The 15,952-nt window shown below is 62.2% G+C and carries 13 protein-coding genes and 1 pseudogene; 8 read left to right on the top strand and 6 right to left on the bottom strand.

Annotated features, from left to right (window positions below; all coding sequences use genetic code 11):
• Window positions 1-70: 70 nt before the first annotated feature.
• Window positions 71-697 carry a site-2 protease family protein gene (locus Q362_RS0103850; RefSeq protein ID WP_028317610.1) on the top strand — a complete coding sequence of 209 codons (627 nt, stop codon included), beginning with the start codon at window positions 71-73 and terminating at the stop codon, window positions 695-697.
• Window positions 698-758: 61 nt separating this feature from the next.
• On the opposite strand, the gene Q362_RS0103845 is transcribed toward Q362_RS0103850, so the two are convergent.
• Both Q362_RS0103845 and Q362_RS0103840 read right to left on the bottom strand, forming a co-directional pair.
• Window positions 759-1,973 carry an OmpP1/FadL family transporter gene (locus Q362_RS0103845; RefSeq protein WP_028317609.1) on the bottom strand — a complete coding sequence of 405 codons (1,215 nt, stop codon included), beginning with the start codon at window positions 1,971-1,973 and terminating at the stop codon, window positions 759-761.
• 42 nt (window positions 1,974-2,015) lie between these two features.
• On the bottom strand, window positions 2,016-3,797 hold the full coding sequence (locus tag Q362_RS0103840; protein WP_028317608.1) for an AMP-binding protein: 1,782 nt from the start codon (window positions 3,795-3,797) through the stop codon (window positions 2,016-2,018).
• Between the two features lie 169 nt (window positions 3,798-3,966).
• On the opposite strand from Q362_RS0103840, the gene Q362_RS18985 reads away from it, so the two are divergent.
• Entirely contained in the window at window positions 3,967-5,262 is a 1,296-nt protein-coding gene (locus Q362_RS18985; RefSeq protein ID WP_051553608.1) for a D-alanyl-D-alanine carboxypeptidase family protein, read from the top strand.
• A gap of 89 nt (window positions 5,263-5,351) precedes the next feature.
• Here the strand turns inward: Q362_RS18985 and Q362_RS0103830 are convergent, their stop codons facing one another.
• The gene (locus tag Q362_RS0103830; RefSeq protein ID WP_028317607.1) at window positions 5,352-5,726 is read right to left on the bottom strand and encodes a response regulator; all 375 of its coding nucleotides are present in this window, start codon (window positions 5,724-5,726) and stop codon (window positions 5,352-5,354) included.
• A 114-nt stretch (window positions 5,727-5,840) separates the two neighbouring features.
• The gene (locus tag Q362_RS0103825; RefSeq protein WP_028317606.1) at window positions 5,841-6,779 is read right to left on the bottom strand and encodes an Lcl C-terminal domain-containing protein; all 939 of its coding nucleotides are present in this window, start codon (window positions 6,777-6,779) and stop codon (window positions 5,841-5,843) included.
• 103 nt (window positions 6,780-6,882) lie between these two features.
• Here Q362_RS0103825 and Q362_RS0103820 point away from each other — a divergent pair, with 103 nt between their 5' ends.
• From Q362_RS0103820 to Q362_RS0103800, 5 genes are all read left to right on the top strand, one after another.
• A complete protein-coding gene (locus Q362_RS0103820; RefSeq protein ID WP_028317605.1) occupies window positions 6,883-8,976 on the top strand; it encodes a glycogen debranching protein in 2,094 nt (697 codons plus the stop codon).
• A 4-nt stretch (window positions 8,977-8,980) separates the two neighbouring features.
• On the top strand, window positions 8,981-9,520 hold the full coding sequence (locus Q362_RS0103815; protein WP_028317604.1) for a GDSL-type esterase/lipase family protein: 540 nt from the start codon (window positions 8,981-8,983) through the stop codon (window positions 9,518-9,520).
• 118 nt (window positions 9,521-9,638) lie between these two features.
• Window positions 9,639-10,496 carry a hypothetical protein gene (locus Q362_RS0103810; protein WP_028317603.1) on the top strand — a complete coding sequence of 286 codons (858 nt, stop codon included), beginning with the start codon at window positions 9,639-9,641 and terminating at the stop codon, window positions 10,494-10,496.
• A gap of 13 nt (window positions 10,497-10,509) precedes the next feature.
• The gene (locus tag Q362_RS0103805; RefSeq protein ID WP_028317602.1) at window positions 10,510-11,088 is read left to right on the top strand and encodes a 5' nucleotidase, NT5C type; all 579 of its coding nucleotides are present in this window, start codon (window positions 10,510-10,512) and stop codon (window positions 11,086-11,088) included.
• A 19-nt stretch (window positions 11,089-11,107) separates the two neighbouring features.
• A complete protein-coding gene (locus tag Q362_RS0103800; protein ID WP_028317601.1) occupies window positions 11,108-11,551 on the top strand; it encodes an NUDIX domain-containing protein in 444 nt (147 codons plus the stop codon).
• Window positions 11,552-11,577: 26 nt separating this feature from the next.
• On the opposite strand, the gene Q362_RS0103795 is transcribed toward Q362_RS0103800, so the two are convergent.
• Window positions 11,578-12,645: an AfsR/SARP family transcriptional regulator gene (locus Q362_RS0103795; protein ID WP_028317600.1), complete on the bottom strand. Its 1,068-nt coding sequence runs from the start codon at window positions 12,643-12,645 to the stop codon at window positions 11,578-11,580.
• Between the two features lie 199 nt (window positions 12,646-12,844).
• Window positions 12,845-14,644 (bottom strand): translational GTPase TypA, encoded by a 1,800-nt coding sequence (gene typA / locus Q362_RS0103785; protein ID WP_028317599.1) that lies wholly within the window; start codon window positions 14,642-14,644, stop codon window positions 12,845-12,847.
• 1,076 nt (window positions 14,645-15,720) lie between these two features.
• Here typA and Q362_RS24185 point away from each other — a divergent pair.
• A pseudogene (locus tag Q362_RS24185) lies at window positions 15,721-15,952 on the top strand (ISL3 family transposase); the annotation flags it as partial.

Here is a 15,952-nt window from a genome sequence, read left to right as displayed (position 1 = left end):
TTTTCCCCACACGTCCGGGCCAAAGCACCACATCCGGGCACCAACCCGGCATCAGGAGCATTGATTTTCCATGGATTTTGATTTCAACACCCTCATGCGGCAATTGATCATCCAGGCGCCGCCCCTCCTGTTCGCCCTGACCGTGCACGAGCTGGCCCACGGCTACGTGGCCTGGCGCCTGGGCGACCCGACCGCGAAAAACCAGGGCCGCCTGACCTTGAATCCGCTCAGGCATCTCGATCCCCTGGGTGTGCTGGCCTTCATCATCATGAAAATCGGCTGGGCCAAGCCGGTGCCGGTGGACCCCCGCTACTTCAGGAATCCGCAGCGCGACATGCTGCTGGTGGCCCTGGCCGGCCCGGCAGCGAACGTCGTTCTGGCGGTGGCCAGCGCGGCGCTCGCCCACCTGTTCGTGGCCCTGCCCTTTCTGCCCTTTTTCTTTCTCCAACCGCTGGTGGCCATGCTGGCGGCCAGCGTCTGGATCAACATCATGCTGGCGGTGTTCAACTGTATTCCCATCCCGCCGCTCGACGGCTCCAAGGTGCTGATGGGCCTGCTGCCCCCGGCGGCGGCCCGCAGCTACGCCAAGCTGGAGCCGTTCGGCTTCATCCTCCTGCTCGCCCTGTTCTACACCGGCGTGATCGGCTGGGTGATCATGCCCATCATCCGCTTCTCCAACACCCTCCTGCTGGGATAAAAAAAGGGCCCGGAGGTTTCCGGGCCCCAACCACCTTCTGTTTGAAGAGCGGCACAAGAGATTACAGCTTGTAGGTGAACCCGAAGGTCAGCAGGTGGGCGGCGGCATCCTTGAACTCGCCGTTGATCATGCCATTGTTGACGTAACGGCTTTCCTTGTCGTCGTAGAGATAGGCGACGCCCAGTTCCATGTCCTTGTTGAGCACATACCGCACGCCCACGGAATAAAGCAGGGCGTCCGAATCGGGCAGTTCGAAGCCCAGGGTGCTGTCCGGAGCGGGATTCTCGTCGATGGCGAATCCGGCCATGAGAATCCAGTCGTTTTTCATGTCATAGGTAACGCTCACCCGCCAGGCGTCGGTATCCTGCCACTGTTTGGGCACCGGATCGTCGAACCGGGAGAACGGGTTCGGCGCCCTGAACACGGAACTGTAGTTAAAATCAAGATATTCATAGTCGGACCAGTAGGTTCGGTCGTAGGTGAGTTCCACCGTCAACTGATCGAAAAAGGTGTACGAGGCGGCCACCGCCAGCACGGCGGGCAGGGGAATCTCAACGCCGGCGGAGCCGCTGTAGGCCAACGCCATCGGCACATACCGCAGGGTTGCGTCGCCCTCGACACCCAAATCCACCCTGGAGCGATAGGTGACACTGAGGTTCATGTTGTCCATTGGTTTCAGCGTGGCCGCCAGATTGTACCCCGCGTCCCAGGAATCACCCTCCAGGTCCCTCGTCAGCGTGTCGTAGGCGTTGCTTTTCACCTTGCCGTCCGTATACACGCCCCGGATGCCGGCACCCACGGAGAACCGGTCGCAGATCTTATAGGAAACCGCTGGGTTGAACTCAAAGATCTTGAGACTGAATTCCTCGGCATAGCTGCGCGGATGCGGCTCCTGCCACTGTTTCGACAGCCCGCCCGGCGCGGTCACCGAGAACCCGAACCGGAACCTGTTGTATTCTGGCGAGACCGCGAACAAGGTGGGCATGAAGAAATTCTCGCTGTCGGCATCGCCGCTTCGCGCCGCGATCTGATCGGTATAGTCGATCGAACTCAAGTGAATCCAGGTGGCATCCGCCTCGAACAGGGCGCGATTCTCCAGCCAGGACATGTTGGCGGGATTGTAATAGGAGGCGTCGGCCCCCGGGGTGGAGGCCACATAACCGCCGGCACGGGCCACCGAGTTCACCGACTGCTCCGGGATACGATATCCCGAGGCGAGCGCCGGGACGGTCGCCGTCAGCAGAATCAATCCACTGATTCCACATATTTTTTTCATTCATTCCCCCTTTTTTTGTTGCTGGTTTATTGGGACGGCTGATCAGGCTTGCATGGTGTCGGCGGAGTAAAGATACCGCTTGATCTTGTGGGTGGCGGTTTTGACAAAGGGTTCGCGCCGCTCCAGAATCCGGGAGATGCGGGAAGAATTCGAGAGCTGCTCGTTGACGGCGGCCCGCATTTCCTCGAACAGATCGGCGATATAGCGATGCCGCTGGGTCCGGCTCTGACCGGCGGTTTTCCCGTCGATGAACTCATAATCCGGGTAAACCCAGGCCTCGAGCAACCCGCGGTTCTCCACCACCAGCGACTCGACCACAAAGGGATAGGCGTTCAGTTTGTGCTCGATCGCCTCGGGATAGACATTCTCGCCGTTGGACAGGACGATGACCGACTTGGAGCGCCCCTTGATATGCAGATTGCCCGCCGGATCGAGCATGCCGAGATCGCCGGTCTTGAGCCAGCCGTCCTCGGTCAGCGTGTCCTTGGTGGCCTCCGGGTCGTTGAGATACCCCTGCATGACGTTTTTGCCCTGGGCCAGAATCTCGCCGACACCGGTTTCGGGATGGGGATCGGCGATGCGGATCTCCACGTTGGGCACCGGTTTGCCGGCGGAACCGGGTCGGATGGTCGCATCGCCGTGTGGCCCGCCGGCGAGCAGCGGCGCAGCCTCGGTCAGGCCATAGCCGACGATGAAGGGAAAGTTGGCGTCGCGCAGGAAAGCCTCCACATCCGGGTTGAGGGCCGCACCGCCGATCCCCATCACCTGGAGCCGGTTGCCGAAAAAGGCATACAGCTTGGCGCCGATCTTGCGGTAGATCATCTTCCTGCTCGGGCCGAAGCGGCAGAAGAAGCTGAGCATCCTGCTTTTCTCCACGGCCGGAGTCACCCGTTTCTTGAATATTTTCTCGATGATCAACGGCACGACCAGCATCACGTGGGGCTGCTCCCGCTCGCAGATCTTCTGCAGGATGGCGGGCGTGGGCGTCTTGCCGGCATAGACGACCCGGCACCCTTTCAGGAGCGGCAGGAGGAACCCGACCGTGAACTCGTAGGTGTGGGAGATGGGCAGCACCGACAGAAAAACCCAGCCCGGGGCGATCTGCATGACGCCGCCGGCCGAGTGGGCGTTGGCGCACAGGTTGCCATGGGTGAGCATCACCGCCTTGGAAAAGCCGGAGGTGCCGGACGTGTAGAGAATGGCGGCGAGATCGTCCGGCGCGACCTTGGGAAAGGTCAGGGTTTCGTCGCGGGCCTGCTCGCCGAAATCCGCGAGGGCTTCGGCGACGAAGTCGCTGAAGGTCCGCAGGCTGATCAGGCCGGTGTTGTCGCGGTAATCGTCAAAGGTGATGACATGGGCGAGCTGCTGCTTCAGATCGTAAATCTTCTCGATCTGCCGCTGGGTGAGGAAGATCACGTCGCAGCGCATCTCGCCCAGGATGTGATGGACATCGGCTTCGGGCAGATCGGGAAAAATGGGGACGGTGACCGCACCTAACCGGACCACCGCCAGGTAGACGATGCCCCAGTGGTGTGAATTCTCGCCGAGCAGGGCGACCCTGTCGCCCTGTTTGACCCCGAGACGCCGCAGCAGGGCGGCGATGGCGAGAATACGTTCGTGCACCGCCTTATAGGCGAGGGGTTCCTCCAGGGCCATGCCGATGGCGGGCAGGTGGCGGTATTTGCGGCAACTGATGTCCACCAGATCGTTCAACGTCGCCGCGTTTTCCTGAATGGCCGGCAGATGTTCGGCCACGGCCTGATCACCGGCGTTCTCCCCCCGTTCATCCCTGCGCTGTTCAACTCTATCTGGCGATGTCTGCATATCTTTCTCCCGATCCTTGTCCTGTACCCGGCATTTTTTATAGCTGGCCTGTTTACCATAACAGGTGGCGATTTTCAAAGAAAACGGGCAATTCCCTTGACAGGGCGGAAAGAGAGCGAGTAAATTTTTTGAATTTACATAGTTGCCCTCAACCGCCGGTACGATCCGTATGCCACGATTCCTGTCCGTTCCCCTGTTGTTGATGGTGGTGAGTATCGTTCTGCTGCTCCATCCCCTGCCCGAGGCCCAGGGAGCGCAAGCGGCACCGCCGACCACGGCAAAGACGACAAAAGCGAAGAAACAGGGCTCAGCGCCCGCCGCCACCAAACCGACCCTGGCCGCAACGGCGGCAGCCACGGGCAAGGCCGCCCCTCAGGTCGCCCGTCCCCCGCAGTCGCCTGCCAAGAAAACTGCGGCCACCGCGACCAAAGCAAAAACAGCATCGCGTCAGACGGCCCAACCGCAAGCCCCCGCAAAGCAAGGTTCCCAGGTGCGCGGGCCCGGCAAAGCCGCTGGCAAAGGGCAGCAGCAAGCAGCAACCCAGATCGCCTCGACCAAAAAGTCGGCTTCGGCGCAGCAGACGAGGAAAACAAAGAAAAAAGCAAAGAGCACGACTCAGAACAAGCCCCGTCCCGCCGTGACCGCGGCAGGTCATGCGCCCGTCGTTGGCGCTTCCTCCGGTCAGGGCATCGAAAAGCAGATCAGTTCGAGGAGCGCCATCATCCTGGACGCGAAAACCGGCGAGGAACTCTTTGCCAAGTACCCCGACAACCCGCGCCAGCCCGCCTCCACCATCAAGATCGTCACCGCCATGATCGCGCTCAAATCGTTGAAACACGACGACGTGATCGAAGTCAGCAACCATGCCGCCGGCATGCCCAGCTCCAAAATCTTTCTTGAAACCAGCAAGCGTTACCGGGCCAACGACCTGATCAACGCGGTACTCCTCGCCTCGGCCAACGACGCCAGCGTCGCCCTGGCGGAAAAGGTCGCCGGCAGCGAAGAGAATTTCGCCAACCTGATGACGATTTCCGCCCGCATGTGGGGAGCCCGCAACACCGTCTGCCGCACCGCCTCCGGCCTCACCGCCCTCGGCCAGCAATCGACCGCCCGCGACCTGGCCAATATCTTCCGATATGCCATGCAGCACGACGAATTCGCCCGGCGGATGCACGAAAAATCCATCACCACCTCATACGGCAAGGTGTTGCGCAACCATAACAAGGCGCTGTGGCGGCTGGACGGCGCGCTCGGCGGCAAAACCGGCTACACCGTCGCCGCCCGCCAGACCTATGTCGGTCAGTTCAGCCGGGACAACCGGACCATTGTGGTAGCTCTCATGGGCAGCGAAACGATGTGGGCCGACCTGGCGAAACTGGTCGACTACGGTTTCAGGAAGCAAAAGGAGGAGCAACTGGCCCGGCTCGGCTCCGCCACCACCGGCGGGACGTCGCGGGTGAACTGATCTTTCGGTCCGTCCCTGGACGGCACCCATAAAAAAAGGCCTGCAGGAATGCAGGCCTTTTTTTATGGGATCTTTTCGGGGAAGCGAGTCTATGGTTCCGGGGTCAACTGCTTACGCACCAGATCAAGAAAGGCGGACCGCTTGAACGGCTTTTCCAGGGTGGCGATGTCACCGAGATACCCGGCCATGGTCAGATACCGTTCCGCCTTGATGGCGCCACCTCCCGAAATGGCCAGGATCTTCAGGTCAGGGTAGTCGCGCACCAGTTCCATGATGAACTTCAGGCCATCCTTGACCGGCATGATCATATCGGTGATGACCAGGTCAAAGGAATACCGGCCAACCAGCGCCAAGCCCTCTTCGCCGTTTTCGGCCGTATGAACGGCATAGCCCTCCTGTTCCAGCATCTGGGTCAGCATGGTGCGAATCTGCGCTTCGTCGTCGACCACCAGTATCCGTTTCAAGAACCACTCACTCCTTGTTTCATGAACTGCATGTATTACATCCTGGTTATTCTACAGGCTGCCTTGGCGCGATTCAACAGCTTTTTCTCTGCGCCGGCAGCTTTTTCACTGCCCCTACTCTTCTTCCCTTCGGCATAACCTCCCGAAACCACCGGGGATAGTCCCAGAGGACCAGAACGCCCGCCCCTGTTTGAAGTCGACGAACCACTGTCCTCCGGGCTTCCGGGTCGCGTCGACAAAGACAAACGGCTGCTCTCCGGAAAAGCAGCCGTGCAGATACTGATCTGCCGCCGATTTCTCCGGTTCGAGCAGGGAAAGCGCCTCTGCCAGCGAGGGCAGACGCCAGTCGGCATATCCTGCGAACCGGGTTGCGTTGATGCGGTCGATCGCCCGCCGCATCGACCGGTGGCTCATGATATCGATGCCGCCCCGTTGCCACATCAGGCCGGTCACCCGGTCGCTCACGGTCAAGCCGTCATGGTTGTCGACCAGCGCCTTGGCGAATTGCCCCTTGGGATTGCGCTCCTGGTCGGCGAAATTGAACCGCTGCACCAGGGTAACCACATCCTCCTCACCCATTTCGGCGGGTTCGTGCGGCAGAACGATCCGGTTCGGTACCGCCGGCGCCGCTTCCCGTCCCGGCAACCCGCTGGCGGGCGGAGGCGCGTCGGCCGGCTCGACCAGCGGCATCACCATGGAGTCGTCTTCGCCCTCCACCACATGGGCGAGCAGCCACTCTTTCAGTTCCTCGTTGATCGGATGGGTCCGCTCGAACCGGGCCACCTTGCCCTGTTCCCTGACACAGCGGCGGACCATTTCCGCCGGCGCCAGTATTTCGGCAATCACCCGGGCATGCTTGATGCCGCGTTCCATCAGGCAGACCTTCGGCTCCTCGTCCCAGGCATCGATGAAGAAATAGTATACCCGCTCATTCTTGCTCCGCACCCGTTCCTTCCCGCCCCAGCTCTCGAAGGTGCCGAAGGTGTATTCAGGTGTCATCTCCCAGTCGATCGCCGGTATTCCCATCGGCATCAGTTTGTGCAAAAGCCCCATCGTGACCTCCTCTCAGGGTTGAAAATGATCTGCAAGCCCGTTAGATACAATATGTCTGCCTTCTCCGGCCAACAAGGACCACGAGAACAATTCCCATTCCGACATGAGAAAATCCTTCCCGACCCGAACCGGTTCACCGCTGCCGCTGGGCAGCACCATTACCCCGCAGGGAGTCAATTTCGCCCTGTTTTCCCGGCACGCCCACGCGGTCACCCTAGTTATCGCCCCCGATGACGCGCGGCCCGACTGGGTGGAGATCCCGCTGGACCCGCGCGCCAACAAAACCGGCGATATCTGGCATATCCTGCTGGGCGACGTCCCCCTGTCCCTCCGCTACGGCTACCGGATCGACGGCCCGCACGACCCGGAAAAAAGCGGCCATTTTTTCGATGCCGGCCGCCTCCTGCTCGACCCCTATGCCAAGGAGATCCATTCCCCGGATTGGGGCCACCCGCGCACCTGTCTCGGCACCGAACCCTGCTGCCTTCTGGACAGACAGACCTACGACTGGGAAGGCGACCGGCCGCTCAACATCCCCCTGCGAGACTCGATCATCTACGAATTGCACGTGCGCGGCTTCACCCGCCATCCCTCGTCCGGGGTCAGCCATCCCGGCACCTTCCGGGGGATCGTCGAGAAAATCCCCCATCTCAAAAGGCTGGGGATCACTGCGGTGGAACTGATGCCGGTGACCGAATTCGACGAGAACGAGCCCGTTTTCGTCAATCCGCAAACCGGGGAGCGGCTGAAGAATTTCTGGGGCTACAGCCCGCTCTCCTTCTTTGCCCCCAAGTGCAGCTACAGCAGCGATCTCGAAGCGCCGCTCACCGAGTTCCGCGACATGGTCAAGGCCCTGCACCGAGCCGGCATCGAAGTGATCCTCGACATCGTCTACAACCACACCGCCGAGGGTGGCGCCGACGGCCCGACCACCAGCTTTCGAGGCATCGACAACACCATCTATTACCTGCTCGATCCCTGGACCCGCGCCTACCTCAATTTTTCCGGCTGCGGCAACACCTGCAACTGCAACCATCCCATTGTCCGCAGTCTGATCATGGACGCCCTGCGCTGGTGGGTGATCGACATGCACGTCGACGGCTTCCGCTTCGACCTGGCCTCGGTCCTCGGCCGGGATGCCGGCGGCCAGGTGCTGTCCAACCCGCCGGTGGTGGAACGGATCGCCGAGGAGCCGGTCCTGGCCGACACCAAGATCATCGCCGAGGCCTGGGATGCGGCCGGGCTCTACCAGGTGGGTCACTTTTCCCGGCACCATCGCTGGGCCGAATGGAACGGCCGCTTCCGCGACGACGTCCGCGCCTTCATGTGCGGCCATGCCGGCACGGTGTCGGCCCTGGCCACCCGCATCGCCGGCAGTTCCGACCTCTACCAGCATTCCAACCGCCGCCCCTGCAACTCGATCAACTTCATCACCAGCCACGACGGCTTCACCCTCGCCGACCTGGTCAGCTATGACGAGAAGCACAACCTGATGAACGGCGAGGACAACCGCGACGGCGACAACAACAACCTCAGCTGGAACAGCGGGGTCGAAGGACCGACCGCCGACAGGCGCATCCATGCCCTCCGCTCCCGGCGCGTCCGCACCATGGCGACGATTCTTTTTCTCTCCCAGGGGGTGCCGATGCTGGTTGCCGGCGACGAATTCGGCCGCAGCCAGCAGGGCAACAACAACGCCTGGTGCCAGGACAACGCCATCGGCTGGATCGATTGGACCCTGGCCGAAAAAAAACGGCCGCTGCTGCGTTTTTTCCGCAAACTGATCCACTTGCGCAAAGCGCACCCGATCTTCCGGCGCGAGGATTTTTTCCTCCACGACGCCCACTGCCCGGAGTCGAGCGGCTGCTCCCTCGAAATCATCTGGCAGAGCCTGCGGCCGGGCGAGCAGGACTGGTCCGGCGAGTGCCGGACCCTGGCCTTTCTCCTCAACGGCGCCGCCCTGCAACAGCCGGACGACGATTTTTTCGTCATGCTCAACGGCAGTCCCACCGATGCCGCCCTGTTCACGGTTCCGGCCACCCGCCGGGGCAGGAGCTGGGTGCGGCTCATCGACACCGGCCGCCGCCCGCCCCAGGACTTCGTTGACCCGGAGCAGGCCGATACGGTAGAGTGCGACCAAACCCTTTCCGTTGCCAACATGGGCTGCATTGTCCTGCAGTCGCGACCGACGAGGTAACCACATGATCACACTGCTGATGCTGGGCGATTCCCTGGTGGAATGGGGCAACTGGAGCAAACATCTGCCCCATGTCGCGGTGATCAACCGGGGCATTGCCGGCGAGATGACCGAGGAGCTGTCCGCCCGCCTGATGGACGAGATCGAGGACTGCCCCACCCCGGATGCGGTCCTGCTGCAATCCGGCACCAACAACCTGCTGATGGGCTACATGTTTTTCCCGGCGATCTTCACCACCATGATGCAGCGGCTGCGGGCGTGTTATCCGAAGGTACCGCTCATCCTCTGCTCGCTGATGCCCATGCCGGCCGCCCCTCTCCACGAGATCGAACAGGTCAACCGGGAACTGGCGCAGGTGGCCGCCACCGTCGAAAACTGCACCTTTCTCAATCTGGTCGACCCCTTTACCGAGCAGTGCCCGCCCATGACCAATCCGGGATTTCTCGGCGACAATGTTCATCTCAGCGCCAGGGGCTATCAGGTCTGGGCCGGGGAAATCGCCCGCTGCCTCGAACGCCTGTTTCCCGGAACCGGCCAAAGTTGACAGGCAGCGGCCGAGTCCTTATACGAATCTTGTGCCACGGCCCGCTGTCCGTGGCCGCTCCGGTCCGTTATCCGTCATCGTTATTTATGTCCCTCATCCCCGCACATTGGAGAATCATATGTCCGCACTGCCCAACATTCTGCTCCGCGCAGCCCTTTGTCTGACCCTGTTCGCCCCGGCGTTGGCCTTGGCCGGGGAACAACCGACAACCCCGCCGAAACAGAAGGCTGCCGAGGCTTCGCTCGACGGCGTTGCCCTCAAGGGGAACGTCCTTGAAACCATGAACAGCAACGGCTACACCTACCTGCTTCTCGATGCGGCCCAGGGCAAGATCTGGGTCGCCATCCCCGAGACCCAGGTCAAGACCGGCCAGAACCTGGCCGTGGCCCCTGGCATGACCATGTTCAATTTCACCTCCAAAACGTTGAACCGCACCTTTGACAGCATCGTGTTCGCGCCCGGCCTGGACAAGGGAGCGCCGGCGGCCCCCCAAGCCGCGGGCGAGGCCAAGCCCGCCCAGGCAGGCGGCTTCGATGCCGCCCTGCGGGCCGAGGCGGACAGCGCCAAGAGCGCTTTGCCCGGCGGGGACGCCGATGCCGCCGGCCTGGGACCGTCTGCCGGCAGCGCCGGCGCCGTAGTGCCGTCGGCCGAACTCAACGTGCACAAGGCCACCGGGCCGAACAGCTATTCGGTGGGCGAATGCTTCGAGCAGGGCAAGGAGCTGAGCGGCAAGACCGTCCGCGTCCGCGGCAAGGTGATGAAGATCTCGCGGATGATCATGGGCAAGAACTGGCTGCACATCCAGGACGGCACCGGCAACCCGCTGCAGAATCACCACGACCTCGTGGTCACCACCACCGAGGACCCGGGTGAGGGCAACGTGGTCACCGTCGAGGGCACCCTGGCCGCCGACCGCGATTTCGGCGCTGGCTACCGCTATGACGTTCTCGTCGAGGACGCCAAAATCGAAAAATAGCCCCCGTTTCCCCATGCACGCCCCCAGGATTCACCCCGGCGAGATCGGCTTCGATTTCGACGGCGTCATCGCCGACACGGTGGAGGCCTTCATCCGCATCGCCTGCGAACAGTACGGCCACTGCGGCATCAACCCGGAGGACATCACCCATTTTTCCGTGGAGGAATGCCTGCCCATGGATGCGGGCCTGGCCGAGACGATCTTCTTGCAGATCCTGCGCGATTCGGTGGGCACGGGCCTGTTGCCCATGCCCGGCGCGGTCGAGGTGCTGGGCGAACTGTCGCGCCATGACCAGGTGACGGTGGTCACCGCCCGGCCGGAGGCCGACCCGGTCCATGCCTGGCTGCAGACGGTTTTTCCGGCTCCCGTCTGGCCGCGCATCCAGGTGGTGGCCATGGGCGACCACGACGACAAGGCCAGGCACATCAAGGAACTGGGCCTGACCGCCTTTGTCGACGACCGCGCCGAAACCTGCATGCAGCTCCATCATGCCGGCATCGAGGCCATCGTCTTCAGCCAGCCTTGGAACCGGGACCGCCACAACCTGCCCACGGTGCGCACCTGGGCGGAGATCCGCGATCTTTGTCTCTAACCCCTCCAGAGCCCCTGCCATGCGCTGTCCTTCCTGCGGCACCCAGGTCGTGCCCTTCAAAAACCCGGTGCCCACCGTGGACATCATCATCGAAACCGAGGGCGGCATCGTCCTCATCGAGCGCAGGAATCCCCCCTTCGGCTGGGCCCTGCCCGGCGGCTTCGTCGACTACGGCGAATCCTTCGAGGACGCGGCCCGGCGGGAAGCGGCCGAGGAAACCGGCCTGGCGGTGACCCTCATCCTTCAGTTCCACACCTATTCGGCCCCGGACCGCGATGCCCGACAGCACACCGCCTCCACCGTCTACGTCGCCACTGCCAACGGCCACCCGGTGGCGGCGGACGACGCCCAGCGGGCAGAGGTGTTCCGCGAGGACACCCTGCCGCCCCTGGTCTTCGACCACGCCCGCATCCTGCGGGATTATTTTGCCTTTAAACAGAGCGGCAGACGGCCGCTGCTCTGACGATCGCGACAATCACGAAGCCGGTTTCACTTCCGGCTCGATTCCTCGACCTGCAGGGTGCCCAACTTGAACGTGGGCGGGGGGGCATCCGCCTGTTCCGCCGGCGGTGCGGCTTGCGGCGCGGGCGGTGGTGATGATTCGGCCGGCGGCAGTGCCGCTGCCGGCGCCTGTTGTGGAGAGGGGATGACGGGGGCAGATATTTCCGGCCCGAAGTGAGGCGATGCGACCGGGACGTCGGTCGCCGCCGGTCCGGTCGCGAGGTCGCGCGCCGGTGCCGCTGCGGGCGCTACAGACGGGGATTCGTTTGTCCGGCTCTGCCAGATCAGGGCGAGCAGCAGGAGCAGGCCAACGCAGCCGGCTGCGAGCCACAAACCGCGGGATCGCCGGAGACGGGGCTCCTGCAGCAAGGCCGCCATGCGCGTCCGCACGGCGCGGAAGCAAGCGGCCAACCGCCCCCCGAGCCACCACAACGAACCGGCCGCGTGCTTCCCTGCGGCCCGAGACCAGCGGCCCAGCCCATCCCGGCCCCGAAGCAGGCCGGCCTTTGCCAGCCCGGTCAGCCGGACCAGCAGTTGCCGCGTCCGGTCCCATCCCCGCACCCACAGCTCGCGCCCGGACTGGCGCCGGTCAGCGGCCGCGGACACGGTCGGCTCAGGAACGCTCCTCTCGGGAACCGGCAAAGGCTCGTTTTTTTTCGTCTCTTGAACAGGCACCGGCTCTGCCGCCGGTTCGGGCAATTCCCCGACCGGCTCCTGCGCCGCCATCCGCGAGAAAATGGCCGCCGCGCCCGCCTGGGCCGCCCGTTCCTCGGCCAGACCCGGCAAATCCACCGCCACCTGCTCAATGTCGTCGTACAGCCGCGCCGCCTCCCCGCGCCGTCCTTCGGCGGCGGCCGTCCTGGCCAGATGGCGCAGGCGCTCCGCTTCGGCCAGCAGCCGGCTCACCTCCCGGATAAGCGCCTGTCGTTCCCCGGCATCAAGCGCCTCGCTGAACTGGCGCAGCAGAAACCGGGCCTCGAGCACCCGCCGCTCCCCGATGCGGGCGCGAATGCGGGCTGCGGGCTGTTCTGCGGCGAACTCGGCGTCATCGGGCATGGGTGCGCTCCAGTCAGAGGAGTGTCTTCAAGATCGCATAGGTGACCAGCCCCGCGCCTGCGGAGCCGTAGAGCAGCAGTCAGGGCAGACAGTCACTGCCCAAACGTCTGCGCAGCACGACAAAGGTGGCGATTCCGGCCAGAACGGCCGCCCCGACCAACAACAACTCACGCATGGTACCTCCTTGCCGGAAAAAGCGCTACCCCCTAATCTTGGCGTCCTTTTTCTTGCGCAGCCGGATGGCCTTGGGGGTGATTTCCACCAGCTCGTCGTCGTTGATATAGGATATGCAGTCCTCCAGACTCATGTCAACCGGCGGGGTGAGGATGACCGCCTCGTCCGAGCCCGAGGCCCGCATGTTGGTCAGCTTCTTGCCCTTGGCCGGGTTGACGACCAGGTCGGCCGGCCGGCAGTGCTCGCCGATGATCATGCCGGGATAGACGTCGATCCCCGCCCCGAGGAACAGCTTGCCGCGCTCCTGCAGGTTGAACAGGGCATAGGCCACGGTGGTGCAGGGCTCCTTGACGATCATCACCCCGTTGGCCCGGTTCTGGATCTCGCCGGCATGCGGCCCCCATTCGGCGAAGATGTAGTTCATCACCCCCATGCCGCGGGTGTCGGTCATGAACACCGACCGGTAGCCCAGAAGCCCGCGCGTGGGCACCTTGAACTTCATCCGGGTCATTTCCTTCTCCACCTGCATGTCGGTGAGCACACCCTTCAGTTTGCCCAGCTTCTCGATGACCACGCCCTGGAACTGCTCGTCCACGTCCACCGACAGTTCTTCATACGGTTCGAGGAGCTGCCCGTCGACTTCCCGCATGATCACCTGCGGCCGGGTCACCTGGAACTCGTAATCCTCCCGCCGCATTTTCTCGATGAGAATAGACAGATGCAGCTCGCCCCGGCCCGAGACCCGGTAGCCGATGCCCTCGGTGAGCGGCTCGACCTGGAGGGCGACGTCGGAGAGGGTTTCGCGGGCGAGCCGTTCCTCGAGATGGCGCGAGGTGACGTACTTGCCATCCTGGCCCGCGAACGGCGAATCGTTGGGGATGAAGTTCATGGAAATGGTCGGCGGGTCGATCTCGATCAGCGGCAGGGGCCGGGGATCGGCCGGATCGGTGAAGGTGACGCCCACGGTCACGTCTTCCATGCCGGCCACGGCGACGATGTCGCCTACCGAGGCGCTGTCCACCGGCACCTTCTGGCTGCCGCTGAAGCCGAAAATCTTGTTGATCCGCACCGGACTGATCGAACCGTCGCGCCGGGCCACGGCCAGCGGGGTGCGCAGGTCGAGCCGGCCGTTGGTCAGCTTGCCGATGCCCAGCCGGCCGAGGTAGGGCGAATAGTCGATGGTGTTGATCTGGAGTTGCAGCGGCGCCTCGGCGCTGCCCGACGGCGGCGGCACGTGCGTAACGATCATCTCGGACACTGCCTGCATACCGGTTGCCGAGGTCACCGGCGCATCCGGTTCGGTCAGGGCGTAACCCGCCTTGGCCGAGGCGTAGACCACCGGAAAGTCGAGGACATGATCCGGGGCGTCGAGGCGGTCCAGCAGGCCGAAGACCTGATCCACCACCCAGTCGCACCGGGCCGCCGGCTTGTCGATCTTGTTGACCACCACCAGGATGGGCAGGCCCGCGGCCAGAGCCTTCTTCACCACGAAAAAGGTCTGGGGCATCGGCCCTTCCTGGGCGTCGACCAGCAGCACCGCGCCATCGGCCATGCGCAGCACCCGCTCCACCTGGCCGCCGAAATCGGCGTGGCCGGGGGTGTCGATGATGTTGATCTGATAGTCGCCATACATATACGACCCGTTTTTCGAGGCGATGGTGATGCCGCGTTCGCGCTCCAGGTCCATGGAATCCATCAACCGCTCCGCCACCTGCTGGTTGTCGCGGAACATGCCGCTCTGGCGGAACAACTGATCGACCAAGGTGGTCTTGCCATGGTCAACATGGGCGATGATGGCGACATTGCGAATAAACTGCTGATCCATACTGCTCCTGCCCTCAAGGGGCGTCTTGTGTGCGCGATGACTGTCCCGGACGGCCGGAGGCAACCCGTCGCGGCTGGGGCCGGCAGAACGCCGGCAAAGAAAACGGACCGGTCCCGAAACGAAAAAGAGAGTTTATATAACGGAAGAAGAACAAGAAGACAAGGAGATTGATGCAGGGGCCGGTCGGCGGGAGTGAAAAAAACAGATTTATAACAAATCTCCCCTTCGCGGGAACGGGTCAGGCTGGATTGAGCTGTTCACTGGACAGCACTTCCCGCTTCCCGCCAGGCCGGGAGAGGAAAGCGGTGATAACGCGGGATCCGAAATTATCAGAGAGATGACGGTGGGGCTTTTATGGAGAATGTCTTTGTGCCGCGCGGATCGGCAGAAGAAGTGTCGTCAGTAAATTGACATTGGTGAATTTTACACCAAATTTACACCAAGACGAAATACAGGGGGTTGAGGATTTCTCTCAACCCCCTGGGTGATCTCCAGATACAAGCCGCCGCCATCGGACAGCCTCCTGGTTTTGGTTTCTGGTTTTGCGAATCCCCCTCCCTTGCCTGCTCAGTATCCTGATTTCCATACACTCTTCCTGTGTCTTCATGCCGACCTCCTCGGTCGGCATCTTTAACGGAAAAGTGGGTCAATTTTTAGTTGCCGCGGTGGGTCATTTTTATTTTGCCGCTAACAATTGGCTTGATGTCTTTGGGAATTTTCAAGCGGAAGATGTACCCGGAAGGAGATTGGTACATGTTGCTAGAGTATCTAGCGTTGAGCAGACCTTGTCTGTTGGGTGAGGCATTGCCCCTTGGTGAGTCTGTGTCTCTTGGGGAAACAGAAAAGCCCATCTTCGGCGCCGTCATCCATATTTCATGGATAACTATTTTATTTCAAAAAATAAAATTACTTGCCGCTTTCCAATATACCAACAAAAGTACCAACAATATTTTTTGCCACCAAAAAATAAGGTTCATCCGGCAAATGCGTACCCGACTGCGGAATGAGTGGCGAAGTGACATGGCATGAGAGATGTTGTCTGGTGACCAAACCCGACAACAAAAGGAGTCTCAGCCATGTCACAAACACTTTTATACCATGCTTTTGGCATCAAGGGCGTCACCTATCGCAACACCCAACTTCTTGGCAATGCGCTCATCTTCTCTGTTGAAACGACCAGCCGCCATGTTGTCTGTCCAACCTGCGGGTATCGGTATTGCCATTTCAAAGGGAGGAACACCCGATGGCTCCGGATGCCGCCGATCGGTCGGAAGCAGGCTGTGTTACGGGTAAGGGTCCACCGGTTGC

The sequence above is a fragment of the Desulfobulbus elongatus DSM 2908 genome, assembly GCF_000621145.1.
Classification (GTDB): domain Bacteria; phylum Desulfobacterota; class Desulfobulbia; order Desulfobulbales; family Desulfobulbaceae; genus Desulfobulbus; species Desulfobulbus elongatus.
This window is presented reverse-complemented; position numbering and strand designations above follow the sequence as displayed.